Source organism: Zhihengliuella flava (assembly GCF_015751895.1).
In the GTDB taxonomy this organism is placed as follows: domain Bacteria; phylum Actinomycetota; class Actinomycetes; order Actinomycetales; family Micrococcaceae; genus Zhihengliuella; species Zhihengliuella flava.
In genome coordinates this window covers 100,156-127,074 of the sequence record NZ_JADOTZ010000001.1, presented here as the reverse complement: position 1 = coordinate 127,074, position 26,919 = coordinate 100,156, and the positions used below count along the sequence as shown (strand labels likewise).

Sequence of the window (26,919 nt, the reverse complement as noted above, 5' to 3'; positions counted from 1 at the left end):
ACGCTGACCTGTCCCGCCGCACGACCCGTCGCAGGTGAGGAGGCTGATCGATATGCTCGTGGCATGGACCAAGTTTCCGCTGCGACGATGACTGACTACGCGCCGACCGTTCCCGCCGGGCAGTGGCGCGACGACGTCTTGGGCTCTGGATACACCTACACGCACCTGCACCTCGGTGAGGATCCGGACGCGGGGCACGCTAGCGCCGCCGAGCGTGAGCGCTACGGCACTGACCTCGTCGCGGGGCTCGTCCGTTACCGGCGCGACGCGGAGTGGTTCGAATTTCCGCGGTGGCCGTTCGCCCGGCGCCGCCCGCGCACCGCCGTGCTGTACATCCACGGATGGAGCGACTACTTCTACAACACTGAGATTGCCGAATTCTTCGATGGGCTGGGAGCGCGGTTCTATGCCCTCGACCTGCGGCGTTACGGGCGCGGTCTGCGCCCATGGCAAAACGCTGGTTTCACGGACCGGCTTCAGGAGTACGACGGCGACATCGGTGCGGCCATCACGGCGATCCGCACGGATGTGCCCGACGTTGAACGCATCATTCTCGCTGGTCATTCGACCGGCGGGCTCGTCGCCAGCCTCTGGGCAGACCGACACCCAGGTGAGATTCACGCGCTCATCCTCAATTCGCCGTGGTTGGAGACACAGGGTAGCTGGGTGGTTCGGCTGGCGGCCACTGGAATTATGGAGCGGGTGGCTCGGCGCCGCCCCCGGGCGATTGTGCCCCTGCCGGAGGTGGATTACTACTGGCAGTCCCTGAGTAATCAAGCCTTCGGCGCCTGGGACCTTCACCCCCTCTGGCGACCGCGCTACGCCTTCGACGTGCGCGCCGGGTGGATGGCAGCAATACTCGAAGGCCACGGCAAGGTCGCGGCAGGGCTCTCCATCGAGGTGCCGGTACTGGTCCTCACCAGCGATCACACCGTCATCAGCACGCACTTCACGCTCGAGCACCTCTCCGGAGACACCGTCATCAACGTCGATGACACGCGTCTGCGTGCGCTCAAACTCGGGCACAACGTGAACATTGTGAAGATCCCCGGGGCGACCCATGATGTCTTCACGTCCAAACCTGAGCCGCGGCGGCAAGCGTTTACGGCCATTCGCAGCTGGGCCACCGGCTACGCCAGTGGGCTCTCCGCGCCCGAATGAACCGCCGTCAGGACTGCTGCGGCTGGTCGATGGCCCCACCGTAGCGTCGATCGCGGCGTGCGTAGATCTCGACGGCTTCCCACAGCGTGCGGCGATCGACGTCGGGCCACAGGACGTCAAGAAACACCATCTCCGCGTAGGCCGACTGCCAGAGCAGGAAGTTTGACGTGCGTTGCTCTCCCGAGCTGCGCAGGAACAGGTCAACATCGGGTAGCTCGGGCGCGTAGAGGTGCTTCGCGAGGCTTCGCTCGTTAAGACCCTTGGGTGAGACGCGCCCGGCCGCGACGTCATCGGCGATCGCTCGCACCGCGTCAACGATTTCCGCCCGCCCTCCGTAGTTCACGCACATGGTGAGCTGGCAGGTGTCATTACCGCTGGTCAACCGTTCGGCGCTCTTGAGCTCCTTGATGACGCTCTTCCACAGCCGCGGTTCCCGCCCGGACCATTTGATGCGCACGCCCCACTCATTCAATTGGTCGCGGCGGCGGCGCAGCACGTCTCGAGAAAACCCCATCAGAAACCGCACTTCATCCGGACTCCGTCGCCAATTTTCCGTGGAGAACGCGTAAACGCTCACGTACTCAATCCCCAACTCAATAGCCCCGGCCACCACGTCGAGAAGCGCCGCCTCACCGGCCCGGTGCCCTTCAGTCCGTGGCAAGCCTTGCTGGTTGGCCCAACGCCCATTGCCATCCATCACGATGGCCACATGCCGCGGAATCAGGTCCCTCGGAATCTGCGGCGGTACGGCCCCGCTGGGGTGCGGGGCTGGTCGCTGGACAGCCGGCTGGCGGCCGGCGCTTCGCTGAATCTGCATCATGCTCTTTCCACGTGCTTGAGTGACTTCACCGCTCGTTCGAGGTGCCACTGGAGGTAGTTTCCGACGAAAGCGGCCGCCTGTGCGCGGGCCTGTGGCTCTGCGGCCTCGGCCCGGGACCAGTCACCCCTGAGGAGCGCGTCCAGCAGGTCCACGGTGGCCGGCGCCGGGGAGGCCGACCCCGCGGGACGGCACTCGGGGCACACAGAGCCTCCAAGGGGCACGTTGACGGCCCGATGCGGGCCAGGGGCGCCGCAGCGAACGCATGCCGCGAAGCTCGGAGGCCATCCCGCCGCCGCAAGGGCCCTTAAGAGGTAGGAATCCAGCACCAAGGAGGGATCTTTGGTGCCACGCGCGAGTGCGGCAAGGGCGCCGTGCAGGAGCCGGTACTGGGCGGCCGTATCCTCATCTTCCGTGAGGTGTTCGGCCACCTCCACCATGGCGTGAGCGCACGTGTAGGCCCGGTAGTCGGCCACGAGCGCCTGGCCGTAGGGGGTGCGCAGTTGGGCTTGGGTGACGATGTGCAGGCTGCGTCCGGTGGAAATCTGGGCGTCAACCAGCATAAAGGGCTCCAGCGTGGCACCGAGTTTTGAACTGGTCCGCCGCACGCCCTTGGCCACGGCCCTCACCTGTCCATGGCTCGGAGTCAGGAAGACGATGATCCGGTCGGCCTCCCCCAGCTTGTACGTGCGCAACACGATCGCGGGGGTGCGATACGACGTTGAGGCGAACGTGGAGCGAGGCATTGCTCCATTATGGCCCATCGCCGTCGCGCGCCGAGTGTGGCCAGACGGCCGTAGCCGACGACGCCGCGCACCCCATGGTGCGGCGGCGTCGTCGTGCGTCGGCCCTCGCCCGGACTACTGGTCCCGAATGGCGCGGTTCACGGCCGAGATGACGGCCTTCATGGCGGCCGTGGACGTATTGGCGTCGATACCGACACCCCACAGGACGCGCTCACCGATGGCGCACTCAACATACGCCGCCGCGGTGGCCGTTCCGCCTTCGGAGAGCGCATGCTCGGTGTAATCCAAAACGCGGACGTCGACGCCCTCACGGGCCAGGATCGACACCAGCGCATCGATGGGTCCGGTGCCGCCGGAGGTTCGGTGCGTGGGCGCGCCGTCGATGACCAGATTGGCATCGAGCGAAAACGAGCCGTCTTCCCGCGTCGTGGCCGTCGCGGAGGCCAGCTTGTAGTAGCCCCACGCCGCGCGTTCAGCGCTGTCCGTGGTGGGCAGGTACTCGTCCCGGAACGCATCCCAAATGGCAGCGGCGGACATTTCACCGCCCTCGCCGTCCGTCTGACGCTGAATCACGCCAGAGAACTCAATCTGCGCCCGGCGCGGCAGATCCAACGAGTAGTCGTGCTTGAGCAGGTAGGCCACACCGCCCTTACCGGACTGGGAATTGACGCGGATGACCGCCTCGTAAGAGCGGCCAATGTCTCGGGGATCCACGGGCAAGTACGGCACGCCCCAGACCAAGTCGTCGACGGACTGGCCCGCTTCTTCCGCCCGGCGCTCCATGTCCTCGAAGCCCTTCTTGATGGCATCCTGATGGGACCCCGAGAAGGCGGTAAAGACCAGGTCTCCGGCCCACGGAGAGCGCTCGGGGACGTTGAGCTGATTGCAATATTCAGCCGTGCGGCGGATCTCATCCATGTTGGAGAAGTCGATCTCCGGGTCCACGCCCTGCGTGAAGAGATTCATGCCGAGCGTGACCAGGTCCACGTTTCCGGTGCGCTCACCGTTGCCAAAGAGGCACCCCTCGATGCGGTCCGCGCCCGCCATGTAGCCGAGTTCCGCGGCGGCGACGCCGGTGCCCCGGTCGTTGTGGGGGTGCAGCGAGAGAATGATGGAATCGCGGTTGGCGAGGTTGCGATGCATCCACTCGATCGAGTCCGCATACACGTTCGGCGTCGCCATTTCGACGGTGGCTGGCAGGTTGAGAATCATCGGCTTCTCGGGCGTCGCCTCGAGGACCTCTCCCACCGCCTCAGCGATCCGCCGGGCAAAGTCCAGCTCCGTTCCGGTGAAAGACTCCGGCGAATACTCGTAGGTCAGGTTCGTGCCCGGGTCGAGCATCTCCTCGAACTTTTTGCAGAGGCGAGCCCCGCTCGTCGCGATGTCGATAATGCCGTCTTGATCCTGATGGAACACCACCCGACGCTGCAGGATGGAGGTCGAGTTGTAGAGGTGAACGATGGCATTCTTGGCCCCGTTGATCGCCTCGTACGTCCGTTCAATCAGGTGTTCGCGGGCCTGCGTCAAGACCTGAATCGAGACATCATCCGGGATCTTGCCGCCCTCGATCAGTTGCCGCACGAAATCGAAGTCCGTCTGCGAAGCGGCCGGAAAGCCCACCTCGATCTCCTTGTACCCCATGGAGACCAGCAAATCGAACATCTTATGCTTGCGTTCGGGGCTCATCGGATCGATGAGCGCCTGGTTGCCATCCCGCAGGTCCACGGCGCACCAGCGCGGGGCCTTGTCGATGACGGCATCCGGCCACGTGCGATCCGGCAGCTTCACGTCAATCTGCTCGTGAAAAGGAACGTACTTGTGGATGGGCAGTGAGGAGGGCTTCTGCATATTGCTCATGGGTCTTCGCCTTATCGTTGTTGCATCAGTGGTGTCGCTCGCGTGGAGCTGGCCGGCAGCACGAAGTCTCCGCAGTGAGGGGGTCGGCTCTCCGGGCGTTACGCCCGTGGACCCTCACCGCGGCGGCGTAGCAGAAGCGTGAACATGCGCATATCGGCACCCTAGCACCGGGCGAGAAGGAACGCTGATTCGGGCGCGAGAATATTGCACCGAACCGAGCGGTTCCCGCTCAGAATCCCAGTCGCCCCAATTGCTTAGGGTCACGTTGCCATTCCTTGGCCACCTTGACGTGCAAGTCGAGGTAGACCTTCGTCCCCAGCAACGCCTCGATACTCTTGCGAGCGCGGGATCCGACCTCGCGCAGGCGCGCGCCGCCACGACCGATGACAATGGCCTTTTGGCTGGGGCGTTCGACGAACACGTTGACGTGAATATCCACGAGGGGACGGTCCTCACTACGGCCCTCGCGCGGGAGCATTTCCTCGACGACCACGGCCAGCGAGTGCGGCAATTCGTCGCGCACGCCTTCGAGGGCGGCCTCTCGGATCAGCTCCGCCACCATTTTGATTTCTGGTTCGTCCGTTAGCTCACCCTCTGGATAGAGCGGCGGCGACACCGGCAAGTGGCTGACGAGCACGTCGGCGACCGCGTCCACCTGATAGTCACCGGTCGCAGACACGGGAACGACGTCGGCCCATCCGCCGTCGACGAGATCCTCACCGAGGCGAGTCACCGCTATCAGGTGAGCGCCGAGTGCGTCACGCGAAACCAGATCAGCCTTGGTCACCACAGCCACGATGGGCTTGCGCCCCAGGCCGGAGAGCTGCTGCGCAATGAAACGGTCCCCGGGCCCGACCTTTTCGTTGGCGGGCAGGCAGAACCCAATGACATCAACTTCCGCGAGTGTTTCCTCGACAAGATCGTTGAGCCTTTCACCCAAGAGTGTCCGTGGGCGGTGTAGGCCGGGCGTGTCGACGAGCACCAACTGCGCGTCGGGCCGATGCACGATGCCACGAATGGTGTGCCGCGTCGTCTGGGGTTTATTCGAGGTGATGGCCACCTTGCGGCCGACGAGCGCGTTCGTCAGCGTGGACTTGCCCGCGTTGGGGCGACCCACAAAGGAGGCAAACCCCGCACGATAGCCGTCGGGCAGGTCCGTCAGGAAATGTCCTGTCGCTTCGCCCGCGCTGACCGGCCGGGCCGCGTCGTCGTGCTTCTTCGTCATACCGTCTCCTCCGAAATATCATCGGCGCTGCGGCGCCCGCGGGAGCCGTCGTGGGAGCGCTCTTCACCGAGCTCGTTCGTCTCCGGCGAGGCCGCCCAAGCGAGTACATACCGCACCCGGTTGCGCCGCCCCTCCAGATCCTCCGCATGCAAGTTCAACCCGCGTACCGAGACCTCGGAACCAACAATGGGGACCCGGCCCAAGCTCTTGGCCAGCAACCCGCCCACCGTGTCGACTTCGTCATCGTCGAGGTCCAAGCCAAACAGTTCTCCGAGGTCGTCGATGGACATGCGGGCGTCAACGCGGAAAATACCGGCCTCAACCTCTTGGGGTTCGAGGCGGTCGGCGTCGTACTCATCGTCGATCTCGCCGACGATTTCCTCGATGAGATCCTCCAAGGTCACCAAGCCGGCGGTGCCACCATATTCGTCGATCACAATGGCCACGTGCGTGGACTCATGCTGGAGCTCTTGGAGCAGCTCAGCCACGCCCTTGGAATCGGGGACGTAGCGCACGTCGCGGGCGAGCGCTTCCACCGTCCGTCGATCCCCCTCGGACGCATGTAGGGCCGCGGCAAGGTCCTTCAGGTAAACGATACCGACGACGTTATCCGCACTGTCCTCAATGACAGGAATGCGCGAGTATCCGGAGCGCAAGAACAAACTCATGGCCTCGCGCAGTCCCGTGCCGGCCTCGACCGTGACCATGTCGGTCCGTGGAACCATCACGGCACGGACCCGGGTGTCCCCCAGTTCAAAGACGGAGTGGATGAGATCCGCCTCAACGTCTTCCAAAACGTCCGCTTCGTTCGCGCGGTCCACAAACTCGCGAAATTGCTGCTCGGTGAAAAAAGCTTCCTCGTCCGCGGCGTCGCCGGGACTCAAGCGTGAGCCGAGGCGGACTAGCCACGTTGGAATGGGGCCAAGAATGAGCCGCAAGAACCGGACGAGCGGAGCAGCCAACACGACCACCGAAGCAGCGTGGACCTGACCCAGCCGGCGAGGAGAAATGCCGACGAGGACGAAGCCAATCGCAGCCATGGATGCGGTGGCGAGGAGGCCGGCGAAGAACAAATGGTCGAGGACATCGTGGTAGAGGATGCCGAGCGCCACCGCCGACGCCATCTCAAACCAGATACGCCAAAATCGCACCGCGTGCGTATGCGGGGCGGGATCGGCCAGAATCGCGCGGAGACGCGGACGCGATTTGCCCGCGAGCATCTGTTCCGCTTCCTGCCGCGGAAGGAAAAAGAAGGCCGACTCCGCGGCCGTCAACAGTGCGGCGCAGACGATACACAGGGCCGCGAGGACGGCCAAGACCAGCACGATCATTCGATCGTCTCCCGCGGCGCGGGACGTCCCAAAAACTCGGTCAAGAGATCGCGCTGCAGTCCGAACATCTCCTCACGTTCGGCCGGTTCGGCGTGGTCGAAGCCCAGCAGGTGCAGCAGGCCATGAGTGGCGAGCAGGAGCATCTCATCGGCCGTCGTGTGGCCGCCGCGCTGCGCCTGTTCAGCCGCGACCTGCGGACAAATGACGATGTCTCCAAGGGTGCCAGCAGGCGTGAGGGCGCCGGGCCGGCCAGGCGTCAGCTCATCCATGGGGAAGGACATCACGTCCGTCGGACCTTCGAGATCCATCCACTCGATGTGAAGGCGTTCCATGGCGTCCTCATCAAGCAGGATGATGGACACCTCGGCCTGCGGATGCACGTGCAGCCGCTCCAGGATGTGCTTTCCGAGGCCGGAGAGCGAATCGAGGTCCGCCTCCATCGAGGACTCGTTGTTGACGTCAACCGCCATGCTCAGTCCTCCTCGGACTGCGGACGACGTCGTTCAGACCGAGCGCGCGCCTGAGGGGAAGCACGGCGCTGGGCGCGCTTTTCAGCGCGCCTCTCTTCAGCGTCGGACCACGATTCGTACGCTGAGACGATGTCGGAAACGAGCCGGTGACGGACGACATCGTCCGCGCCCAGCCGGCAAAACGCGATGTCTTCGACTCCGTCCAGAATGTCGGTCACGATGCGCAGACCGGACTTCGTTCCGCCAGGCAGATCCACCTGAGTGACGTCTCCCGTGACGACAATTTTGGACCCGAACCCCAGACGCGTCAGGAACATTTTCATCTGCTCCGGCGTGGTGTTCTGCGCCTCATCGAGGATGATGAACGCGTCGTTGAGCGTGCGTCCGCGCATGTACGCCAAGGGCGCCACTTCAATCGTTCCTGCGGCAATGAGACGCGGAATGGTTTCCGGGTCGATCATGTCGTGCAAGGCATCGTAGAGCGGTCGCAAATACGGATCGATCTTGTCCGTCAGGGTGCCCGGCAAGAATCCGAGCTTCTCCCCCGCCTCGACGGCGGGCCGCGTCAGGATGATCCGACTGACTTCCTTTTCCTGCAAGGCCTGAACAGCTTTAGCCATGGCCAGAAACGTCTTACCGGTTCCCGCTGGACCAATCCCAAAAATCACCGTGTTCTCGTCGATGGCATCGACGTACGACTTTTGGTTGACCGTCTTCGGCCGAATGCTGCGGCCGCGGCCGGACAGGATATTGAGCCCAAACACGTCTCCGGCGCCGGCGGGGACCGCGCGATGATCGTTAACCATGCGGACAAGCTGCTCCACCAACTGCGGATTCACCCGCGTGCCCTTGGCGGCGAGCGACCGCGCCTCCTGAACCACTCGGAGCGCTCGACCCGCCTGCTCGGCCTCGCCCGTCACCGTCAACTCATTGCCCCGCACATGCAAGACGGTGCGGGGGTACACGCTTTGCAGGATGCGAAGCACCTCATCGTGCGCACCGAGCGAGGCCACCATTTCCTCGGTCGACGCGAAGGTCACGAGTTCGGGCGCAGCGCTGGCACGCGCTCGCTGGACTCCAGCGTCCGAGTCGTCAATCGAGGACAGCGTGCCCTGCAGTTTGGCACCCAAAGGTGCGTCGGCGTCGTGAGTCATCGGTTGGGCAGTTCCTCCTGAAAAGTCGTCGCGCGGCGCGCCCTACGCGCCGCCTGAGCCGATTGATCACATTCTACGTGACTCGCCTCGTGAGGCCATCGCGAAGATCTACGGCACCAGCGCTGAGAGGTTTATGAAACACCGCATAACTACGCACTCTCGAGTATCAGTACGGCAACGGTTATCCCCAGCACGGGATTTTCGCGCGCAAGCAGCACCCTCGTATGGCAATCTGAAAGACCTGTGCCAGAAATGGCTTGTCCGCTGTCCACCGCCCGAAAGACCTCACCGAGTGCCCAGTATCCACCTCAGCAGATCACTCCGCCTGACCGGTGCCGCGGTCGCAGCCGCTGTGGTTGCCACCGCGTGTGCACCCCAGGCAGCGATCGCACCCCAGGCGGACAGCATGACGAGCGCTCCTGCGGTGACGCTGGATCAGGAGTCCGCCGCACGCAGCGCGCGGCAGGAATCGGTGACCTCCACCAAGCTGACCCCGGTGTACTGGTTCGGGGACGTTGACGGCGCACCACGCCTCTACCGCGAGTTCGTCCACGGCCAAGACCACGGGGATCCGATCGCGACCAGCATCCACTACATGCTCTCGGCCCAGCCGTTCGATCCGGACTACTCATCCGTATGGCAGGCCACGGAAGACCTCGGCACGTCCATCAGCACGGACAACGTCATCACGGTCGACATCGGTGGGGACGCCTTCGATGCTGATCTCTCACCCGAGCGCGCCGATGCAGCGGTACAACAACTGGTCTTCACCGCCACAGCCGCCGCGTGGAACGCGGGCCTACTCTCTGAGGGCGCCCAACCTCGTGTGCAGCTCTTAATCGACGGCCGGTCGGACCGCCCCGCATTTGGCCACGTCAAGCTCAATCGCCCCATACCTCGACGCGGTGAATATCAGGCCCCCGTCTGGCTCATCTCTCCGCAACACGGAAGTGAACGCTCCAGTGGGGAGCTTGAGATCTCTGGTGTGGCGGAACACTTTGCGCAGGGGCTTCGCTGGCGTGTCCGGCCCCTCGACTCCGACTCAGCGCAACAGTCCGGGGCCGTTACGGAGCAGGCCGAGGACGGCCTGTATGCGCTGGCGTTGGACCTCCCCGCCGGAACGTACGAAGTCTCCGTGTGGGGGCTCACGGAAGAGGGCGAGCGACGGGCTGAGGATTCCAAGACCTTTAGCGTCGGCGGAAAGGGCTCATGACCCACTGCACCCGCTCCATGCACTCCCCCGGGCTAAAGCTCCCCCACCAGATGCCGGACGAGAACGACTCCCGCCGGGCCGGCGGTTCCTGCGCGAAGCACATGCTGGCCCAAGAGGACCGGCCGAGCACCGGCACGCGTGAGCTGCTCTAGCTCAGCCGGCGAAATACCGCCCTCGGGGCCGACCACTAGCCCCAGCTCCGTCAGGTCTGGTTGATCTGCCATCAGGTCGGTGACCGCCTCGGCGAGCGGCTGAGTCGCGGCCTCGTGCAGGACCAGCACCGCACGCGCGGCGTCAGCGGCAATCCACGCGCTCAGTTCCGTCGTCGTCACCGCAGCGTCGACGTCCGGCTCATAGGCGCGGCGGGACTGCTTGACTGCTGCGCGCACCGTTGCGGCCCACTTCGAGCGGCCCTTCTGGGCCTTATCCCCGGACCAACGAACCACGCAACGCTCCGCTTGCCAGGGCACCACACGACTGACGCCCAGCTCCACCGCTGCCTCGACGGCCTGCGTGTCTCGATCCCCCTTAGCCAGAGCCTGAATCAGCGTCACCCGCCGGGCGGGGCGAGGTTCGTCCATGACCTGCTCCACCCGCGCCTCGAGGTGGCGCTTGGAGACCGTCTCGACAGTCGTCACCAATCGGCGACCTCTGCCATCCATCAGGTCAATTCTTTCGCCCGCCCGCACCCGCTTAACCGTGACCGCATGATGGCCTTCGTCGCCAGACAGCGCGACGACGTCGCCGACCGCCGCATGATCCGCGACGGCCGGCTCAATGACGAAGGCCTGGTTGCTCATCAGCCGCGGTGACCGAACTTGTCCCGCAGCCGCGTGAAGACGTTCCCGCGATCGGCGAGGCGCCCCTCGGCATGCTCTTCACCGCGCAATTCGGCGAGTTGCTCAACCAACGCGCGCTGCTCATCGGTCAGCTTCGTCGGGGTCTCCACTTGGAAGTGGACCACAAGGTCACCGCGGCCTGAGCCGCGCAGTCGTGGCACGCCCAGCTCTCGGAGCCGCACCTTGGTGCCGGACTGCGTTCCGGGGTCAACCGTGATGTCCTGCTCACCGTCGAACGTCTCAAACTTGAGGTCCGTGCCGAGCACGGCGGCGGTCATGGGAATGGGCATGGTCGCGTGGAGGTCGTTGCCGTCACGTTCGAAGATCTTGTGGCGGCGTACCTCGATTTCGACATACAGATCGCCGTTAGGCCCGCCGCCCAAGCCGGCCTCACCCTGCCCGCCGAGGTGGATGCGCGTGCCGGAGGCCACGCCGGCCGGGATCTTGAGCTGCTTGGTCACACGTTCGCGGACTCGCCCTTGACCATTGCACTCGTGGCACGGATTCGGAATGGTGTTGCCAAAGCCGCGGCAAATGTGGCACGTCTCGAGGCTCATCATGGTGCCCAGCATGGATCGCACCGGCCGCTGGACTTGGCCGCGGCCCTGGCAGTTGGTGCACGTTTCAGGTTGCGTGCCCGGCTGGCAGCACGACCCCTCACAGGCCTTGCAGGTGACGGCCGTTTCGATGTCCAGCGGGTGCACGACACCCTGCACCGCGTCCTTGAGGTCGATCGTGGCCGTAATCAGCGCGTCCCGGCCCGGTTGGGTTCGGGAGACAGGACCCTGCTGTGCGCCGCCGCCGAAGAATTGCTCGAAGATGTCTCCGAAGCCCCCAAAACCACCGCCGCCGAAGCCGCCGCCGGCCGGAGCACCGTTCTCGTCGCCAGTGGCATCGTAGTTCTGCCGCTTTTGCGGGTCGGACAGAACTTCATAGGCCCGGCTGACCTCTTTGAACTTGTCGGCGACGTCCTCGCCCGGATTCACGTCCGGGTGAAGCTTCCGGGCCATCTTACGGTAGGCCTTCTTGATCTCCTCGGCGGAGGCGTCTTGGGCCACGCCGAGGACGTCATAGTAATTGCTCACGGTGTTCGCAAGGTCCTTTCGAACTGGTCTGAAGGATGCGACGCGGGTTCTCGCGCGCCGAACAGGTCTAGGTGGAAAGTATGCGGGAGAGGTATCGAGCGATAGCTCGCACTGCGGCCATCGAAGAACTGTAGTCCATGCGGGTCGGTCCCAGCACGCCGACCTTGGCGGCTTGGTCCGGGCCGTAGGCCGTGGCCACGAGCGAGGTCTCCTCGAATCCGTCGTAAAAGTTCTCGCGGCCGATCCGCACAGCGATTCCGCGACGGTCGAGTTCTAGCTCCGAGAGGAGCCGCAGCAGGACCACTTGCTCCTCAAGGGCTTCCAGAACCGGGGTGATGGTCAGGGAAAAATCTCTGTTGGAGCGGGCGAGGTTGGCAGTGCCGGCCATGACGATCCTGTCCGTCACCCGGTGATCCGAGAGGGCAGCTAGTGCCGTTCCCACCCGGGTACCCGCATCGTGCAGGTGGTGGGGCAGGGTCTCGACGACGGCGGCACAAAGCCGAGCGATCTCCTCGAGCCGAGCGTTCGCGAGACCGCGCAGCAGCGCGTTCTTCACTAGGTGGAGGTCATCTTCGCTGAGTTCGGGATCGAGTTGGGCCACGCGCTGATCAACGTGCCCATTGGAGGCAATCAGGACCACCAGGGTCCGTCCACCGCCCAGGCCGACCAGCTCGATGTGGCGCACCACACTGCGACTAAACTGCGGCACCTGCAACACGGCCACTTGGTTGGTCAGCTGAGCTAGTAACCGAACCGTGCGTTCCATGACCTCGTCAACATCGCTGGCCCCATCAATGAGCGCCTGGATGGCACGTCGCTCCGCCGCAGACAAGGGCCGAACGTCCTCAATCCGGTCGACGAAACGGCGATAGCCCTGCTCGGTCGGGATTCGCCCCGAGGAGGTGTGCGGGGCCACGATCAGCCCTTCCTCTTCAAGCTGGGCCATGTCATTGCGGATCGTTGCAGCCGAGACGCCTAGCTGATGGCGGTCCAGCAACATCTTGGACCCCACCGGCTCTCGCGAATGTACGAAGTCCTCGACGATGGCTCGCAAGACTTCGAGGCGGCGTGCTTCCGACATCGTTCCCTCCGTCCCCGCTCACTTAGCACTCGACACGTTCAAGTGCTAAGTCTAATACGTTGGACCCGTTGTTAGCATGGTCAGCATCTCACTGCTGGCGAACAGACGCCGCACCGGTGTCCGTTGGCCCCTCGGGCCGCGAGACCTCAGTCCCCCGCGAGGGGCTGTCCGCCGCCCTGTCACCCCGGAAGGATGCGCGTGTTCGACTACTCGTGGGGCGCTCAAGAGCTCACGAAACCGAAGCCACAGCAGCTCACTCAAGTGCCCGTCGAACGTGGGATGGTCCTCGAGGACGCTGAGTCGGGTTGGGTCGGCGCCGTCGTTGGCCTCGAGAAGGCTGGGGGAATGATGGTGATGGCCCTCGAAGATCGCCGCGGGCGCACCAAGTCATTCCCCGTCGGGTTTGGGTTTCTCCTGGACGGACAACCGGTCGAGATCGTCCCGCCCCGTCCCGCCGCCTCGACCGCAGCCCAGAGACGCACAGCCTCTGGATCGGTTCGGGTAGAGAGTGCCCGCGCACGCACCGCACGAGCCAGCCGCATCTGGGTCGAGGGCAAGCACGACGCCGAACTCGTTGAGAAGGTCTGGGGTGACGACCTCCGCGTAGAAGGCATCGTCGTCGAGCCCCTGCACGGGGTCGACGACCTCGCGGGGATGATCAGCGACTTTGCGCCAGGACCCGGGCGGCGGCTCGGCATTCTGGTCGATCACCTGGTGGAAGGCTCGAAGGAATCGCGCATCGCCGCCGAGGCCCTCCGGGTTCCTGGCGCCTCCTCCCACGTCCTCATCGTCGGCCACCCCTACGTCGACGTCTGGCAAGCCATCAAGCCCAGTACCCTCGGAATCACCACGTGGCCCACCGTGCCGCGCGGCACAGATTGGAAGACCGGGATCCTACGTGGGCTTGGATGGCCCCATGAGTCGGCGGCCGACGTAGCGCTGGGCTGGAAGCGATTGCTGGGTTCCGTCAACTCGTACGCAGACCTCGAGCCGTCGCTCCTCGGCCGCGTGGAAGAGGTCATCGATTTCTTGACCGCCCCGCGCGAGTGATGTGCCTCTCACATCCTCTGCTGCACACTTCGAGCCATTCGCAGCGTTAGAGTTGACCCTGTCGAGCGGACTCGCGCTCCTGCGAGCCGTCGTCGTCAAGACATCGTGAAGGAGTACAGGTGAACGAACAGAGGCCTGGTTCCCCCGGGGATTCCCATGCTGGCCCGTCGGGCGCCCAATTCGAGGGTTCCTCATCCGCGGCAGCGCCGCTGACCCCAAGCCAAGACCGGCAGTGGGCAACGATGGCCCACTTTGGTGCGATCCTCGGTTGTGTTCCCGCAGCGGTCATCTACTACGTCTATCGCGAGCGCGGCGCCTTCACGGCTCAGGAATCCAAGGAAGCCCTGAATTTCACATTGCCTCTCACCATCGCCGCGGTGGTGTTCAATATTTTGACCTTGATCCCTGTCGTCGGCGGCTTCTTCGCCCTGCTCGCGGTGGCCACGTGGGTTTTCGTCTCAGTCTCTGGTGTCGTCGCCGGCCTCGAGGCCAATCGGGGGCGCCCGTACCGCTACCGCTTCAACCTGCGCCTGATTCAGTAGCCAAGCCATCTCAGGCAGAAAACTGGGCTGCGGTTCTAGAAACCCAGCACTTGACGAACGACGGCGTCGGCCAACAGACGTCCCCGCAGGGTCAGCTGCAACACCCCGCTAAGGGCCTGACGCCCGTCAATGAGCCCGTCCGCAATCAGGGCTCCGACACGCGGTCGCGCTGCATCCGGGAGCACGTCGAGTGGCAGTCCCTCACGCAGGCGAGTACCGAGCATGACGCGTTCGAGCAGGCGCGCCTCTGCATCTGGTTGCTCGCGACCCGCGGCCGGAGATTCTCCAGCAGCGACACGCTGTTGGTACGCGGCAGGGTGCTTGACGTTCCACCAGCGCACTCCGCCAACGTGCGAGTGGGCACCGGGCCCGACGCCCCACCAGTCGGCGTCGCGCCAATACGCCAAGTTGTGCCGGCATTCTGCTTCCGCCTGCAGCGCCCAATTCGATACCTCGTACCACCGGTAACCGGCGCTCGAGAGCATCTCTTCGGCCAATTCATACTTATCCGCGTGGTCGTCGTCATCGACGTCGGGCACCTCGCCGCGGCGGATCTGTGCGGCGAGCTTGGTCCCCTCTTCAATGATGAGGGCATACGCCGAGACATGGTCCGGAGCGTAAGAGATGGCCTCGCTCAGGCTGGTGCGCCAGTCCTCGAGGCTCTCGCCCGGCGTGCCGTAAATGAGGTCCACGCTCACGCTCAGTCCAGCCTCACGCGCCCACTGCACGGCTAAGGGGACTCGTGACGGCCGATGCGTCCGGTCCAATACACGCAGCACGTGCGGCACCGCAGACTGCATGCCCAAGGACACGCGCGTAAACCCACCCGCTGCGAGGGTTCTAAACGTCTGCGGCGTCACAGATTCCGGGTTCGCCTCAGTCGTAATTTCAGCATCCTCAGCCAGCCCCCAGGACTGCCGAATGGTCTCGAGGATGCTGACAAGGTCCTCCGCGGGCAGCAACGTCGGCGTACCGCCGCCAAAAAACACCGTGCCGGCGGGACGAGGGACCACACCAGAGCGCTCGAGGGCGGCCGCGCCGAACCGCACTTCCGCCGAGGCCGCCCCAGCGTACGTTGCTTGAGAGGCCCCCGAACCAAGTTCAGTGGCGGTATACGTGTTGAAGTCGCAGTAGCCACACCGCACCGCACAAAAGGGAATGTGGACGTAGACAGAGAAGTCACGCTCAGCCGATCCGGTCGCCGCACTTTCAGGCAACAGTCCGTCAGCAGGGGCGGGATCGCCCAGCGGAAGGGGTCCGGGCATGCCTACTTCTTCTTGTCGTCGCCGCCCGTGCTGGACAGCGCCGCGATAAAGGCCTCTTGCGGCACCTCGACGCGGCCGACCGTCTTCATCCGCTTCTTGCCTTCCTTCTGCTTCTCGATCAGCTTGCGCTTGCGGCTGATGTCACCGCCGTAGCACTTCGCCAGCACGTCCTTGCGGATGGCCCGAATGTTCTCGCGGGCGATGATGCGCGAACCGATGGCGGCCTGAATCGGCACCTCGAACTGTTGCCGAGGAATCAGTTCTCGAAGCTTTTGCGTCATCATCACGCCGTAGGAGTAGGCCTTATCCTTATGCGTAATCGCGCTAAATGCATCCACTTGGTCGCCTTGGAGGAGCACGTCAACCTTAACCAAGTCAGCGACCTGCTCGCCATCAGCTTTCCAGTCCAGCGAAGCGTAGCCGCGTGTGCGAGATTTCAGCTGGTCGAAAAAGTCGAAGACAATCTCGGCCAGCGGAAGGCGGTAGCGCATTTCCACGCGATCTTCGGATAGATAATCCATTCCTCCCATTTGACCGCGCCGATTTTGACACAGTTCCATAATGGCTCCCACATATTCGCTGGGCGCCAAAATGGTCGCAGAGACCATGGGTTCCCGGACCTCAAGAATCTTGCCCTCCGGGAACTCACTCGGGTTCGTCACCTGGACGATCTGCTTGTCTTCGGTCATCACCTCGTAGATCACGTTGGGTGCCGTAGAGATCAAATCCAAGCCAAACTCACGTTCGAGGCGCTCACGAATAATCTCGAGATGCAGGAGCCCGAGGAAGCCCACACGGAACCCAAAGCCCAACGCCACAGAAGTCTCCGGCTCATACACGAGGGCGGCGTCGTTCAACTGCAGTTTGTCGAGGGCGTCGCGCAAGGTCGGATAATCAGACCCATCGATGGGATAGAGGCCCGAAAACACCATGGGCTTCGGTTCCTCGTAACCGGCTAGCTGCTGCTCGGCCGGCTTCTTCAAGTTGGTGACGGTGTCGCCGACTTTTGACTGCCGCACGTCCTTGACGCCCGTGATGAGGTAGCCCACCTCCCCCACGCCGAGGCCCTTCGTGGGCGTCGGCTCCGGCGAGCTAACGCCGATCTCCAGCAGTTCGTGACTAGCCAAAGTGGACATCATTTGAATCCGCTCGCGCGGTTCGAGCTTGCCGTCAACCACGCGGACATAAGTCACCACGCCGCGGTAGCTGTCATACACCGAATCGAAAATCATGGCACGGGCCGGCGCGTTGGCCTCGCCGACCGGACGCGGCAGTTCGCGAACGATCTGGTCCAGCAGCGCCTCGACGCCTTCGCCCGTCTTCCCGGACACCCGCAAGACGTCCTCGGGCTCCCCGCCAATCAGGCTCGCGAGTTCCTCGGCATACTTGTCTGGCTGCGCGGCCGGCAGGTCGATCTTGTTCAAGACCGGAATGATCGTGAGGTCGTTCTCCATGGCCATGTAGAGATTGGCCAGCGTCTGAGCTTCGATCCCTTGGGCCGCATCCACGAGCAGGATGGCCCCTTCACAGGCGGCGAGGGACCGCGACACCTCATAGGTGAAATCCACATGGCCTGGCGTATCGATCATGTTGAGGGCGTACGCTTGACCGTCCACTTCCCACGGCATGCGCACGGCTTGTGACTTGATGGTGATTCCGCGCTCACGCTCGATGTCCATGCGATCAAGGTACTGGGCCTTCATTTCCCGCGGTTGAACGACGCCCGTGGCCTGCAGCATGCGATCAGCCAGGGTCGATTTGCCGTGGTCGATATGCGCGATGATGCAGAAGTTCCTGATAATCGCCGGATCAGTGGCGGCGGGCACCGGCGCGGTGCGGGCCAATGGAGACACGTTGTAGACCTCGTTGGTAATGCGGACACGGGGACGTAGCCGGCCGATCTCGGCCGCAAAGGCCCATTGTCCCATGAATTCGCCGCCGTGACGTCCCTCCGCGGTGGGCCACGGGCTGGGGCCGTCGTCGTTGTCAGCCTGAAGAGCGTGTTGACGCTCCTCCTGATATTTTGCCGTTATGCGATTCAACGTGAGCTACGTCCGGCGAGCCATGCGCCTGCTCTCGCGCATTATGCGCGAGGCCAACAAGGCCGGTCAGAGAAGTGACTCCCGACGGCGGCACCGGCCGGATAGTGTTCGCGGCGGACTCGGCCGCGGTAGCTGGGAAGAGGGCGGCTACCCTGGAGATTTCACGGGACGGGTACGACCCGAATACTCACCCCGCGCTGACCGTCGCCCCGATCCCGGAGAAATTGTCTGGGCATGGGTGCCCTTCGAGGAGGACTTCGGGCAAGGTAAAGACCGCCCCGTCCTCCTCGTCGGCAGGGACAGGGGTTACCTCTTGGGGCTTATGCTCACGAGTCGCGACCGCAATAACGCCCACGCCTCGGATCCTCGCTATGTCGATATTGGCAGCGGAGCCTGGGATCAACAAGGCCGGGACAGTGAAGTTAAACTAGACCGCGTGATTCGTCTGCTGCCAGAAGGAGTACGGCGCGAGGGGGCCATCTTGGGGCGCAAAGAGTTTCAGGTGGTGGCGGATCGGTTGTCCCACGTGCGCTAGCGGCACCGCGCATTGCTCCCAGGCTCGCCGAAGGGTAGACTGAGTGGCACTGTGCCCGTGCAGGTCGACGGGCACGTCTAGAGGGTCGCCAAAGGCATCCCCACGCCACTCAGTCAATGGCCCTCCTAGAGCACCCTCAGACCTTATCCGCGATATCAAGAGAGTTTACCTAAGTGGCAAACATCAAGTCCCAAAAGAAGCGCATCCTCACTAACGAGAAGGCGCGTGCGCGCAATGCCGCGTACCGTTCCGAGCTGAAGACCCTGATCCGCAAGGTTCACGAGGCTGTGGCTGCCGGCAACAAGGAGGCCGCTACGGCCGCCCTGGCCTCGGCTAGCCGCAAGCTGGACAAGGCCGTCAGCAAGGGAGTTCTGCACAAGAACCAGGCTGCTAACCGCAAGTCCGGTATCGCACAGCGCGTCGGCTCCCTCTAAGCCTCACGCGTTTTCAATCAGGGCGGCTCCCCGTTGCGGGAGCCGCCCTGATTTTTGCTGTCTACCGGTGAGCCGCCGCGGCGATGCGAGCCACGGCCCGCTCGACCGCGTACTCGGGATCTCGCGCGGCACCCTTGACCATGTGATCCGTCTCCGCCAAAAGTTCAAGGCACGCCGCGAGGTCTGGTTGCGACCAGTACCTCGCTTGTTCTTGCGCCTGCTGGACCTGCCACGGCGGTAGCCCGAGCTCTTGAGCCAGCTGACCGGAAGACTTGGGTTCTCCGATCACCTTGGCGACTTGGCGCAGCTTCACGGCGAGAGCGGCAACAACGGGCACCGGATCGGTTCCCGTGGCGATCGCGTGACGCAGAGTCGACAGTGCCGCTTCCGACCTGCCTGTGAGGGCGGCATCGGCAACTTTGAAGCCGGTCGCTTCAACCCGTCCGCCAAAGTACTCATCGACAACCTGATGCGTCACCTCGCCGGAGACGTCCTGTACCAGTTGTGAGCACGCCGCACCCAGCTCGGCAACGTCTGACCCGACGGCGGCCACGAGGGCCCGCGCGGCTTCGGGCTGGATCTTACGGCGCCGGGACCGAAACTCCGCCATGACGAAGTCCAATTTGTCGGCATCCTTCTTCAACGGTTGGCACTGGACGGTGACAGCCCCAGCCTTCTTCAGCGCATCGAGAAGCTTTTTGCCGCGGTTGCCGCCGCCATGATGCATCACGACCGTGACATCGGCGGGCGCTTCGGCGGCAAACTGCAGAGCATCGTGGAGAAAGTCATCATTCATCCCCTCGAGGGAGCGAATCTCCAAGTGCTTGGATTCACCGAAAAGGGATGGGCTGGCCGCCATGAGCAGCTGCCCGGCTTCATAAGCCATCGCGTCGAGACGAGTCACTTCGGTATCCGGCTCCCGCTCGAGAACCTGGCGCCGAACAATCTCGAAACTGCGAGCAGCGAGATAGCTCTCTGGACCACTGAGGAGAATAAGCGGGGCGAGCTCGAGCTGACGCCACGCGTGCGGGTCATTCGCTCCGCGCGTCGAACCCTGACGTGAGCGCGTTGCGGCCATGAGCTTCCTCTTCCTGTTGGCTGCTGACACCAGATCTTATCGCGCCCGCTTGGCCTCACCTCTCCCCTGACCGAGGGTGCTGGTGGGGCATCCCTCACGGTTGCGGATGCCCTCGCAGTTGTGCGCGACCTTCAGTGGGGAACGTGATGGTCACGAGGCCGTGACGATCTGTTCGTCCGACGGCGACCCCACGCTCGTCCAATCCCTCGACAATCACTGTCGCCGGGTGACCGTAGCTGTTCCCCGCGCCCACTCCGATCAGCGCCAGGCGTGGCCGGACCGCGTCGGCCGTTTCCAAACCGCCATTTCGCGCCCCGTGGTGTGCCACTTTGAGGACGTCCGCCGACAGATCGGGGTGGTGCCTCAGAAATTCACGCATCGCCTCTTGTTCAATATCGCCCGTTGCAAGGACACTCAGGTTGCCCTGCGGCACGGAGAGGTGAAAGCGAAGGACTAACGAGGCGTCGTTCTCTTGCTCCGGTATCCGCTTCGGTTCGGGCCACAGCACACTCCACGCGAGCTGGCCTGGCCCGTGCCGAGGCCCTGCCTGCACGTCAACGTGTCCCACATCTCCCGCGATGGCGCGACGAATCTCGAGCGAGCCGACGCCCGACCCACTCAACGCAGGCGGCAGGTCCTGCGGCGATTGATCGACTGGTCGGGAAGTCGAATAGTAGACCCTTCTGATTCGGATCTCAGCAGCGATTCCGTCCAAGGCACCGACGTGGTCAGCGTGCAAATGACTAATGAACAGAACCTCCAACTCGTCAATTCCCAGTCGGTGGAGGCACCCAAGATAGGCATCCGCATCCGGCCCGACGTCGACCCCGACCGCGCTGTGGGTGCCAGTCCTCATGATGAGGGCGTCCCCTTGGCCGACATCACACATCGCCACCACAGCGGATACGCGTGGCTCGATATGCGCCGTCACCGGGGCCACGGTGCCTGCTACCAGCGCGCCGGCAGCAAGAAATGCTCCGATGGCGAGCCCCGGCGCCTTGACGCCTAGTTGTCGCTCGGCAAAACCTCGACCTGCACCCATCCCATAGCTCGCAGCCCCCGTACCGAGTGCGCAGAGTGCAGCCAGAGCCGCAGCCAGGATCACTCCCAGCGCTCCCTCGGGCCAGGCCACCGCAGCACTCGGCCAGTGGCTGATCTCTAGGGCCAGCAGTCCCACGGCGTGCGCGGGCACCCCTGCCACCCAGACCAACGGCATCACGAAGACAGCTGGCATGCTCGAGAGGACGAGCCCCAGTGTTCCGGCGATCGTCACCACCGGGACTGCGGGAGCCACCACGAGGTTGGCGATCACCGCATAAGTCGCCAAACGCGGCTCGATCAGAACCAGCACCGGCTGGCAGAATAACTGTGCAGCCACGCTGATGGCGACTCCTTGCGCGAGCCATGACGGCATCACCCGGCTGAGCACATCTGCCAACGGACGACCCAGCAGGACGATCCCGGCGGTTGCCAAGACCGAGAGTTGAAATGCGACGTCCGTCGCGAAGTCCGGAATCCACGCTAAGAGAACGACGATGCACAGGCAGAGCGCAGCGAAGGCCTGACGTCCGCGTCCTGCAAAGACGGCAACCGCAGAAATCGCGCCCATGACTGCCGCGCGAACAATACTCGCCTCCGGCCCCACCAAGACAACGAACCCACCCAGAGCGCCAAGAGCCACAAGCGCGGCTAAAGCCCTCGGGACATCAACCAAACGCAGGATCCACAGGACGAACCCCATAATGAGAGCGCAATTCGCACCGCTGACGGCGGTCAGGTGTGCCAAACCCGTCACTTTCATAGCCTCATCGAGCTGTTCCGTCTGGCCGCTCCGATCCCCCATCACCATTCCCGGCAGCAGTGCTCTGCCTTGTTCTGGAAGCACCGCTGCGGCCTGCGTGAATTGATCCCGCAGACGCTCGGTCCACGCCGCTCGACGGGGTTCGATCACCGCCGGCGTGCCCGTCGACCGCCCCCAGTACCCGTGTTTCATTGACGGGTCTGCCGGGTCGAGACGAACGAATCCGATGACCCGGGTCCCCTGATGCCAGACGTCCGGACGCACACCAGGCGCTGACTCGACAGGAACCGCGATGAACACCTGGACTCTGACCGCCTTCCACTGGTGACCCTCCCGAATCCGGGTCAACTCCGCTAGGCCTCGTTGCTCCCATGTCCGCACACTCTGCGCCGAGGATGGCCACTGCGGACTGTTTGATTCCGGCCTTGCCTCCTCTGACCCACCAGGCCACTGCCCCGTGCTGGGACGCACCGTCGCGTCCGCACTGAGGACGACTTCGGCCCGCACCACCGCCCCCTCACCCATCAGATCGTCGACCCGTTGGGCGCCGGCCGCGTCTGGCGGGGACAGGGCAAGGGTCGTGGCGACGAGCGTGGCCGCGCCGACGGCGGCAAACACCGGTCCCCACAGGTGATGTGACCATGCGATGATCCCGACCCCGCGCAGAAGGACGTACAGAGCGCCAGCGGTGAGCACGAGACCCGTCGCTGCCGCGATGGAGGCAACGTCACTGGCGGGTTCGAGGAGCGCGGCTGGCCACGCGCCGGCAACAGCCCAGACGGGCCGCAGGTCCAACGGCGGAGAGCTCACCCGGCGTGCTGTGAGCGCTTCTGGGCTCAAAATGTCACCGCATCCGCCAGCTCCTCCACGAGCACGGGACCAATCCCCGACACGGCGTCGAGGTCAGCGAGCGCGCCAAACGGGCCATTGCGTTCGCGAAACTCGACGATTCGTTCCGCCAAGGCCGGCCCAATCCCCGGCAGTTCTTCGAGTGCACCGGCATCCGCGAGGTTCACGTTCACCGTCTCTTCCGCCGCGTCGGCTTCTGACCCGCTGCCCGGCCCTGTCGGCGGCCGCGCCCCGGCCGCCTCATCGAGAGTTGGCACGTAGAGCTGCTCCCCATCGTGGACCTCAGCCGCCAAGTTGAGACTTGCGGGCGAGGCCTCCTCGGTGGCTCCGCCCGCTGCGGTCAGGGCTTCGTGAACGCGCGCGCCCGGCGGCAGCTTATACACGTCCGGATGGTGCACGGCGCCCGCTACATGCACGAGGATTAGGTCTGCATCAGCCGATGGTTGCTCCCCCACCCCGCTTCCAGTCGACGGTTCGTCAGCGGTGAGGGTGCCTTCCTCGATTTCCGGTTGCGGCGGAGCACTCGAGGCGGCGGCCGACGGGTCCGACCGTTCGAGATCGACCGCTCCGATGACCTCTCCCTCGCCGGCCCAGGGCCGCACCAATAAACTCACGAGGGTCCAGACGAGCACACAGATTCCGAGGCAGAGAAGTGCTCCACGGCCGATGGACCAGCGCACGCGAGACCGCGGTAATGAACGCTCTGTCCTTGGCTGCGTCTGCCATCGATGCCGAACCATGCCACGAACGTACGCTCACATGCCGCGAGCACACCGGCTAGCACCAGCGCCTGTGGGTATCTCGTTCGTGTCGCTCCGTTGGGGACAAAGAGTCAACGCACGACGACGGCGACGACGCCAGCGCCCGTATGCGCCGCCAAGACGGCGGGTAGATCCACCAGCACCACCTCTTCGCGAGCGAACGCGGCGAGCTCATGGGCCAGTTCCTGCCCCACCTCGCCGCTGCCGTAACTATGAATGGCCACGCGCGGCTTACGGCCCGTTTCCCGCTCACACTCCAGGGCGCGTTGGCGGCTCAGTTCCACTAGGCGATCCACCGCGCGGCTGGTCGACCTCGCCTTCTCGCGGATCTCAATGCGCCCGTGATTGAGCGTCAGAATGGGCTTAACCGAGAGCAGTGTTCCGAGGACAGAGGCCGCGAGGGTGATGCGGCCTCCACGACGGAGTTGTTCCAAAGTGGGCAGGACGAAATTGATCATGCCAGCCTCACCCCGGCGCGCTGCGGCCTCTACTTCCTCAGCAGCTAACCCGGAGCTGGCTGCCTCCGCAGCATCCAGCACCGCGAACCCCTCAGCCATACCGACAGTTCGTGTGTCGACCACACGTACCTCGCCGTCGACCTCGCGCGCCGCGGCACGGGCTGCCTCAGCGGTTCCCGACAGTTCGCCCGAGAGGTGGATCGATACGACGGCTTCAAATCCCTCGGCCAGCAGATCGCGATAGCAGCGAGCAAACACACCCGGGGCCGGGCGTGAGGTCGAAATACGTACCGCAGCGGCGAGACCGTGGGCCAAGGCCGCCGCGGCGTCGTCGTGCCCCTCGGTAAAAATCTGCCCATCGATCATGACGGGCATGGGGACGACTCGCACCACCGATGCCCACCGCTCAATATCGCTCGCCCGCAGTGAAGCGGCGCTATCGGTCACCACAGCGACGCGCGGACGGATCGGCGGCTGCGGTCCGTCGGCGGTCTCGCTGGAGGCCCGCCGACGGATCCGGTCCAGCCAGCCTCGCCCGGGCCGGCCGCGCGTCGCCATGGTGGACCCCCTACGCCGGGACGATGTTGACGAGCTTCGGTGCGCGGACAATCACCTTGCGCGGCGGTTCTCCGCCCAGCACTCGCTGTACGACGGGCGACGCCATCGCGGCGGCCTCCAGCTCGGATTCGCTGATCTCGGGCGAGACCTCCAGCCGGTCCCGGACTTTCCCCTTAATCTGAACAACGGCGGTGACCGTCTCATCCACCAGCAACGCCTCGTCGACCGAGGGCCACCCGGCGCGCGCGACGGACGGTTCGTGCCCTAAGCGTGCCCACATGTCTTCCGCGGTGTAGGGCGCGAAGAGACTCAAGACAATCGCGATGGCCTCAACCGCCTCACGGGTCGCCGGATCGGCGCCTCCCGCCCCGGAGTCGATGGCCTTACGGGTGGCGTTGACCAGTTCCATCACCTTGGCGACCACCACATTGAATTTGCCGTTTTCGATGAGTTCCGTGGCCTCGGCAACGGCCTTGTGGGTCACCGAGCGCAGAGCGGTGTCCCCCGCAGAGGCGTCGCACCCCGGCTCACTGGTGACGTCGCCCGCGAGTCGCCACGCCCGCGCGAGGAACTTCGCGGAGCCCGACGGCGAAACGTCGGCCCAGTCCACATCGTCTTCCGGCGGCGAAGCAAAGACCATGGTCAAGCGCACGGCGTCGACACCGTACCGATCCAGTTGCTCGCCGAGGTCGACACCGTTGCCGAGCGACTTGCTCATCGCCTTGCCCCCGTTGAGCACCTGACCCTGATTCAGCAGCGCGGCGAAGGGCTCCGTAGCGTCGATGAGCCCGAGGTCGTAGATCACCTTGGTAAAGAATCGCGCATAGAGCAGATGCAAAATGGCGTGCTCAACGCCGCCGACGTATTGGCCGACGGGCATCCACTGGCGGACTGCCTCCGGATCAAACGGGCCATCCGTGTACTGCGGCGACACGAAGCGCAGGAAGTACCAGGACGAATCGACGAAGGTGTCCATCGTGTCGGTATCACGCGTGGCGGCCCCACCACACGACGGGCAGTCCACGTTGACCCAGTCTTCGGCCGCCGCCAGCGGGCTCGTGCCCTTCGGGGCGAGCGCCTCACCGCGGAGATTATCCGGCAAGCGCACCGGCAGCTGCTCATCCGGAACGGGCACCTCGCCGCAGTCACCGCAGTGAATGATCGGGATCGGCGTCCCCCAAAAGCGCTGGCGGGAGAGCAGCCAGTCGCGCAGTCGATAGTTGATGGTCTTCTCGCCGGTTCCGGCCTCGCTGACGAGGGCAATGGCCCGCTCGATGCCCGCCGCCTTGTCGAGTCCGTCGAGCTCGCCAGAATTGATCAGCTGACCGTCGCCGGCTGTGGCAACGCCCGTCTGGGCCGGGTCCTCTTCGCCCGTATCCACGACGACGCGCACGGGCAGGTCGAAGGTTTTGGCGAAGTCCAAGTCACGCTGGTCGTGAGCCGGTACCGCCATGATAGCGCCGGTTCCATAATCGGCCAGGACGTAGTCAGCGGCCCACACGGGGAGCCGCTCACCGGAGAGCGGGTTGATGGCGTAGCGGCCGGTAAAGACGCCCGTCTTTTCTCGCTCCGTGGATTGGCGCTCGATCTCGCTGAGGGCCTTCACCCGCTCTTGGTAGTCGGCCAGCGCTCCGGCCTGTTCGTCGGTGACGAGCCGATCGGCGAGTTCCGCGTCCGCCGCGACCACGAAGAACGTCGCTCCGTAGAGCGTGTCGGGACGCGTGGTGAAGACGGTCACTGATTCCTCGTCGCGGCCTGCGGCGGCCTCGACCCGGAAGGTGACGTGCGCGCCGGCCGAGCGTCCGATCCAGTTCTTCTGCATGGTGAGGACGCGTTCGGGCCAGTGGCCCTTCAACTGCTCCATGTCTTCCAGCAGGCGGTCAGCGTAGTCGGTAATTTTGAAGTACCACTGGTTCAGGCTCTTCTTGGTCACGGCCGTGCCGCACCGCTCACACGCACCGTCAACCACCTGCTCATTGGCGAGCACGGTCTGGTCCTTCGGGCACCAATTCACGGGGTGGTTCTTGCGGTACGCCAGCCCCTTCTCGTAAAAGCGGTTAAACAACCACTGCGTCCATTGGTAGTACTCGGGATCCGAGGTGTGGAGCCGCCGGGACCAGTCGGCGCTGATGGCATAGCGCTTGAACGACGCCGCCTGGGTATCGATGTTCTTGTAGGTCCACTCGGCGGGGTGGGCGTCCCGTTTGATCGCCGCGTTTTCGGCCGGCAAACCGAAGGAGTCCCACCCAATGGGATGCAGCACGTCATATCCGCACTGGTTCCAGTAGCGGGCCACCACATCACCCATGGCAAAGGCTTCGGCGTGGCCCATGTGGAGGTCGCCGGAGGGGTACGGGAACATATCCAACACGTAGCGACGCTCACGGCTTCCGTCGTCGGCCGGCGTGAAGACACCGAGGTCCTCCCAGACCGGTGCCCACTGAGATTCGATGTCGCGGAAGTCGTACGCGGTGCCGCTGGGGGTCGCTTCGCTGGGCTGCGTGCTCACGTGTTGTTTCACCTTCACTGTCGGTACGTGGTGCGTCGGCTCGTCCCACTCTCGGGAC

The 26,919-nt window shown here is 64.4% G+C and carries 23 protein-coding genes; 6 read left to right on the top strand and 17 right to left on the bottom strand.

Features of this window, described 5'->3' with window-relative positions; translation table 11 throughout:
- Positions 1-63: 63 nt before the first annotated feature.
- On the top strand, positions 64-1,161 hold the full coding sequence (locus IW252_RS00680) for an alpha/beta hydrolase (RefSeq protein ID WP_196834813.1): 1,098 nt from the start codon (positions 64-66) through the stop codon (positions 1,159-1,161).
- Between the two features lie 7 nt (positions 1,162-1,168).
- On the opposite strand, the gene IW252_RS00675 is transcribed toward IW252_RS00680, so the two are convergent.
- From IW252_RS00675 to IW252_RS00645, 7 genes are all read right to left on the bottom strand, one after another.
- Complete coding sequence (locus tag IW252_RS00675) at positions 1,169-1,981, bottom strand: isoprenyl transferase (protein ID WP_231365846.1); 813 nt, start codon at positions 1,979-1,981, stop codon at positions 1,169-1,171.
- Complete coding sequence (gene recO / locus IW252_RS00670; RefSeq protein ID WP_196834812.1) at positions 1,978-2,724, bottom strand: DNA repair protein RecO; 747 nt, start codon at positions 2,722-2,724, stop codon at positions 1,978-1,980. Before recO ends, IW252_RS00675 begins: the two co-directional genes overlap by 4 nt.
- Positions 2,725-2,838: 114 nt before the next feature.
- Positions 2,839-4,581: a 2-isopropylmalate synthase gene (leuA, locus tag IW252_RS00665; protein ID WP_196834811.1), complete on the bottom strand. Its 1,743-nt coding sequence runs from the start codon at positions 4,579-4,581 to the stop codon at positions 2,839-2,841.
- Between the two features lie 229 nt (positions 4,582-4,810).
- Positions 4,811-5,806, bottom strand: coding sequence for a GTPase Era (era, locus tag IW252_RS00660; protein ID WP_196834810.1), 996 nt, complete (start codon positions 5,804-5,806; stop codon positions 4,811-4,813).
- Positions 5,803-7,137, bottom strand: a complete 1,335-nt coding sequence (locus IW252_RS00655) for a hemolysin family protein (RefSeq protein ID WP_196834809.1) — start codon at positions 7,135-7,137, stop codon at positions 5,803-5,805. Before IW252_RS00655 ends, era begins: the two co-directional genes overlap by 4 nt.
- Positions 7,134-7,607, bottom strand: coding sequence for an rRNA maturation RNase YbeY (ybeY, locus tag IW252_RS00650; RefSeq protein WP_196834808.1), 474 nt, complete (start codon positions 7,605-7,607; stop codon positions 7,134-7,136). The genes IW252_RS00655 and ybeY overlap by 4 nt, the downstream gene beginning before the upstream one ends.
- Before the next feature lie 2 nt (positions 7,608-7,609).
- The gene (locus tag IW252_RS00645) at positions 7,610-8,761 is read right to left on the bottom strand and encodes a PhoH family protein (protein ID WP_196834807.1); all 1,152 of its coding nucleotides are present in this window, start codon (positions 8,759-8,761) and stop codon (positions 7,610-7,612) included.
- A 406-nt stretch (positions 8,762-9,167) separates the two neighbouring features.
- On the opposite strand from IW252_RS00645, the gene IW252_RS00640 reads away from it, so the two are divergent.
- Positions 9,168-9,974 carry a GerMN domain-containing protein gene (locus tag IW252_RS00640; RefSeq protein ID WP_196834806.1) on the top strand — a complete coding sequence of 269 codons (807 nt, stop codon included), beginning with the start codon at positions 9,168-9,170 and terminating at the stop codon, positions 9,972-9,974.
- Positions 9,975-10,006: 32 nt separating this feature from the next.
- Here the strand turns inward: IW252_RS00640 and IW252_RS00635 are convergent, their stop codons facing one another.
- From IW252_RS00635 to hrcA, 3 genes are all read right to left on the bottom strand, one after another.
- Positions 10,007-10,774 carry a 16S rRNA (uracil(1498)-N(3))-methyltransferase gene (locus IW252_RS00635; RefSeq protein WP_196834805.1) on the bottom strand — a complete coding sequence of 256 codons (768 nt, stop codon included), beginning with the start codon at positions 10,772-10,774 and terminating at the stop codon, positions 10,007-10,009.
- The gene (gene dnaJ, locus IW252_RS00630) at positions 10,774-11,898 is read right to left on the bottom strand and encodes a molecular chaperone DnaJ (protein WP_196834804.1); all 1,125 of its coding nucleotides are present in this window, start codon (positions 11,896-11,898) and stop codon (positions 10,774-10,776) included. The genes IW252_RS00635 and dnaJ overlap by 1 nt, the downstream gene beginning before the upstream one ends.
- A gap of 67 nt (positions 11,899-11,965) precedes the next feature.
- On the bottom strand, positions 11,966-12,979 hold the full coding sequence (hrcA, locus tag IW252_RS00625) for a heat-inducible transcriptional repressor HrcA (RefSeq protein WP_196834803.1): 1,014 nt from the start codon (positions 12,977-12,979) through the stop codon (positions 11,966-11,968).
- 198 nt (positions 12,980-13,177) lie between these two features.
- On the opposite strand from hrcA, the gene IW252_RS00620 reads away from it, so the two are divergent.
- Complete coding sequence (locus IW252_RS00620; RefSeq protein WP_408065752.1) at positions 13,178-14,029, top strand: DUF3097 domain-containing protein; 852 nt, start codon at positions 13,178-13,180, stop codon at positions 14,027-14,029.
- Positions 14,030-14,148: 119 nt separating this feature from the next.
- Positions 14,149-14,571: a DUF4870 domain-containing protein gene (locus IW252_RS00615; RefSeq protein WP_331271378.1), complete on the top strand. Its 423-nt coding sequence runs from the start codon at positions 14,149-14,151 to the stop codon at positions 14,569-14,571.
- Positions 14,572-14,606: 35 nt separating this feature from the next.
- Here IW252_RS00615 and hemW read toward each other — a convergent pair whose 3' ends face one another.
- Together hemW and lepA are read right to left on the bottom strand one after the other, a co-directional pair.
- Positions 14,607-15,836, bottom strand: a complete 1,230-nt coding sequence (gene hemW / locus IW252_RS00610) for a radical SAM family heme chaperone HemW (RefSeq protein ID WP_196834801.1) — start codon at positions 15,834-15,836, stop codon at positions 14,607-14,609.
- Positions 15,837-15,838: 2 nt separating this feature from the next.
- Positions 15,839-17,689, bottom strand: coding sequence for a translation elongation factor 4 (gene lepA, locus IW252_RS00605; protein ID WP_196837014.1), 1,851 nt, complete (start codon positions 17,687-17,689; stop codon positions 15,839-15,841).
- A 178-nt stretch (positions 17,690-17,867) separates the two neighbouring features.
- Between lepA and IW252_RS00600 the strand changes: the two genes are divergently transcribed.
- Positions 17,868-18,413: a type II toxin-antitoxin system PemK/MazF family toxin gene (locus tag IW252_RS00600; RefSeq protein ID WP_196834800.1), complete on the top strand. Its 546-nt coding sequence runs from the start codon at positions 17,868-17,870 to the stop codon at positions 18,411-18,413.
- Positions 18,414-18,586: 173 nt separating this feature from the next.
- On the top strand, positions 18,587-18,847 hold the full coding sequence (gene rpsT, locus IW252_RS00595) for a 30S ribosomal protein S20 (protein WP_196834799.1): 261 nt from the start codon (positions 18,587-18,589) through the stop codon (positions 18,845-18,847).
- A gap of 61 nt (positions 18,848-18,908) precedes the next feature.
- Here the strand turns inward: rpsT and holA are convergent, their stop codons facing one another.
- From holA to leuS, 5 genes are all read right to left on the bottom strand, one after another.
- On the bottom strand, positions 18,909-19,925 hold the full coding sequence (gene holA, locus IW252_RS00590) for a DNA polymerase III subunit delta (RefSeq protein WP_196834798.1): 1,017 nt from the start codon (positions 19,923-19,925) through the stop codon (positions 18,909-18,911).
- 94 nt (positions 19,926-20,019) lie between these two features.
- Positions 20,020-22,536: a ComEC/Rec2 family competence protein gene (locus IW252_RS00585; RefSeq protein WP_196834797.1), complete on the bottom strand. Its 2,517-nt coding sequence runs from the start codon at positions 22,534-22,536 to the stop codon at positions 20,020-20,022.
- A gap of 26 nt (positions 22,537-22,562) precedes the next feature.
- On the bottom strand, positions 22,563-23,207 hold the full coding sequence (locus tag IW252_RS00580) for a helix-hairpin-helix domain-containing protein (protein WP_196834796.1): 645 nt from the start codon (positions 23,205-23,207) through the stop codon (positions 22,563-22,565).
- A 200-nt stretch (positions 23,208-23,407) separates the two neighbouring features.
- Complete coding sequence (locus IW252_RS00575) at positions 23,408-24,352, bottom strand: DegV family protein (protein ID WP_196834795.1); 945 nt, start codon at positions 24,350-24,352, stop codon at positions 23,408-23,410.
- Between the two features lie 10 nt (positions 24,353-24,362).
- Positions 24,363-26,861 (bottom strand): leucine--tRNA ligase, encoded by a 2,499-nt coding sequence (gene leuS, locus IW252_RS00570; protein ID WP_408065751.1) that lies wholly within the window; start codon positions 26,859-26,861, stop codon positions 24,363-24,365.
- Positions 26,862-26,919 lie beyond the last annotated feature (58 nt).

Bases quoted from the DNA above. Each gene is read 5' to 3' on its own strand.
- hrcA (WP_196834803.1), bottom strand. From the start codon at position 12,979: ATGTCGGAAGCACGCCGCCTCGAAGTCTTGCGAGCCATCGTCGAGGAC.
- hemW (WP_196834801.1), bottom strand. From the start codon at position 15,836: ATGCCCGGACCCCTTCCGCTGGGCGATCCCGCCCCTGCTGACGGACTG.
- IW252_RS00575 (WP_196834795.1), bottom strand. From the start codon at position 24,352: ATGGCGACGCGCGGCCGGCCCGGGCGAGGCTGGCTGGACCGGATCCGT.
- IW252_RS00640 (WP_196834806.1), top strand. From the start codon at position 9,168: ATGACGAGCGCTCCTGCGGTGACGCTGGATCAGGAGTCCGCCGCACGC.
- IW252_RS00645 (WP_196834807.1), bottom strand. From the start codon at position 8,761: ATGACTCACGACGCCGACGCACCTTTGGGTGCCAAACTGCAGGGCACG.
- IW252_RS00635 (WP_196834805.1), bottom strand. From the start codon at position 10,774: ATGAGCAACCAGGCCTTCGTCATTGAGCCGGCCGTCGCGGATCATGCG.
- holA (WP_196834798.1), bottom strand. From the start codon at position 19,925: ATGGCCGCAACGCGCTCACGTCAGGGTTCGACGCGCGGAGCGAATGAC.
- IW252_RS00655 (WP_196834809.1), bottom strand. From the start codon at position 7,137: ATGATCGTGCTGGTCTTGGCCGTCCTCGCGGCCCTGTGTATCGTCTGC.
- IW252_RS00600 (WP_196834800.1), top strand. From the start codon at position 17,868: ATGCGATTCAACGTGAGCTACGTCCGGCGAGCCATGCGCCTGCTCTCG.
- leuA (WP_196834811.1), bottom strand. From the start codon at position 4,581: ATGAGCAATATGCAGAAGCCCTCCTCACTGCCCATCCACAAGTACGTT.
- recO (WP_196834812.1), bottom strand. From the start codon at position 2,724: ATGCCTCGCTCCACGTTCGCCTCAACGTCGTATCGCACCCCCGCGATC.
- IW252_RS00680 (WP_196834813.1), top strand. From the start codon at position 64: ATGGACCAAGTTTCCGCTGCGACGATGACTGACTACGCGCCGACCGTT.
- IW252_RS00675 (WP_231365846.1), bottom strand. From the start codon at position 1,981: ATGATGCAGATTCAGCGAAGCGCCGGCCGCCAGCCGGCTGTCCAGCGA.
- era (WP_196834810.1), bottom strand. From the start codon at position 5,806: ATGACGAAGAAGCACGACGACGCGGCCCGGCCGGTCAGCGCGGGCGAA.
- ybeY (WP_196834808.1), bottom strand. From the start codon at position 7,607: ATGGCGGTTGACGTCAACAACGAGTCCTCGATGGAGGCGGACCTCGAT.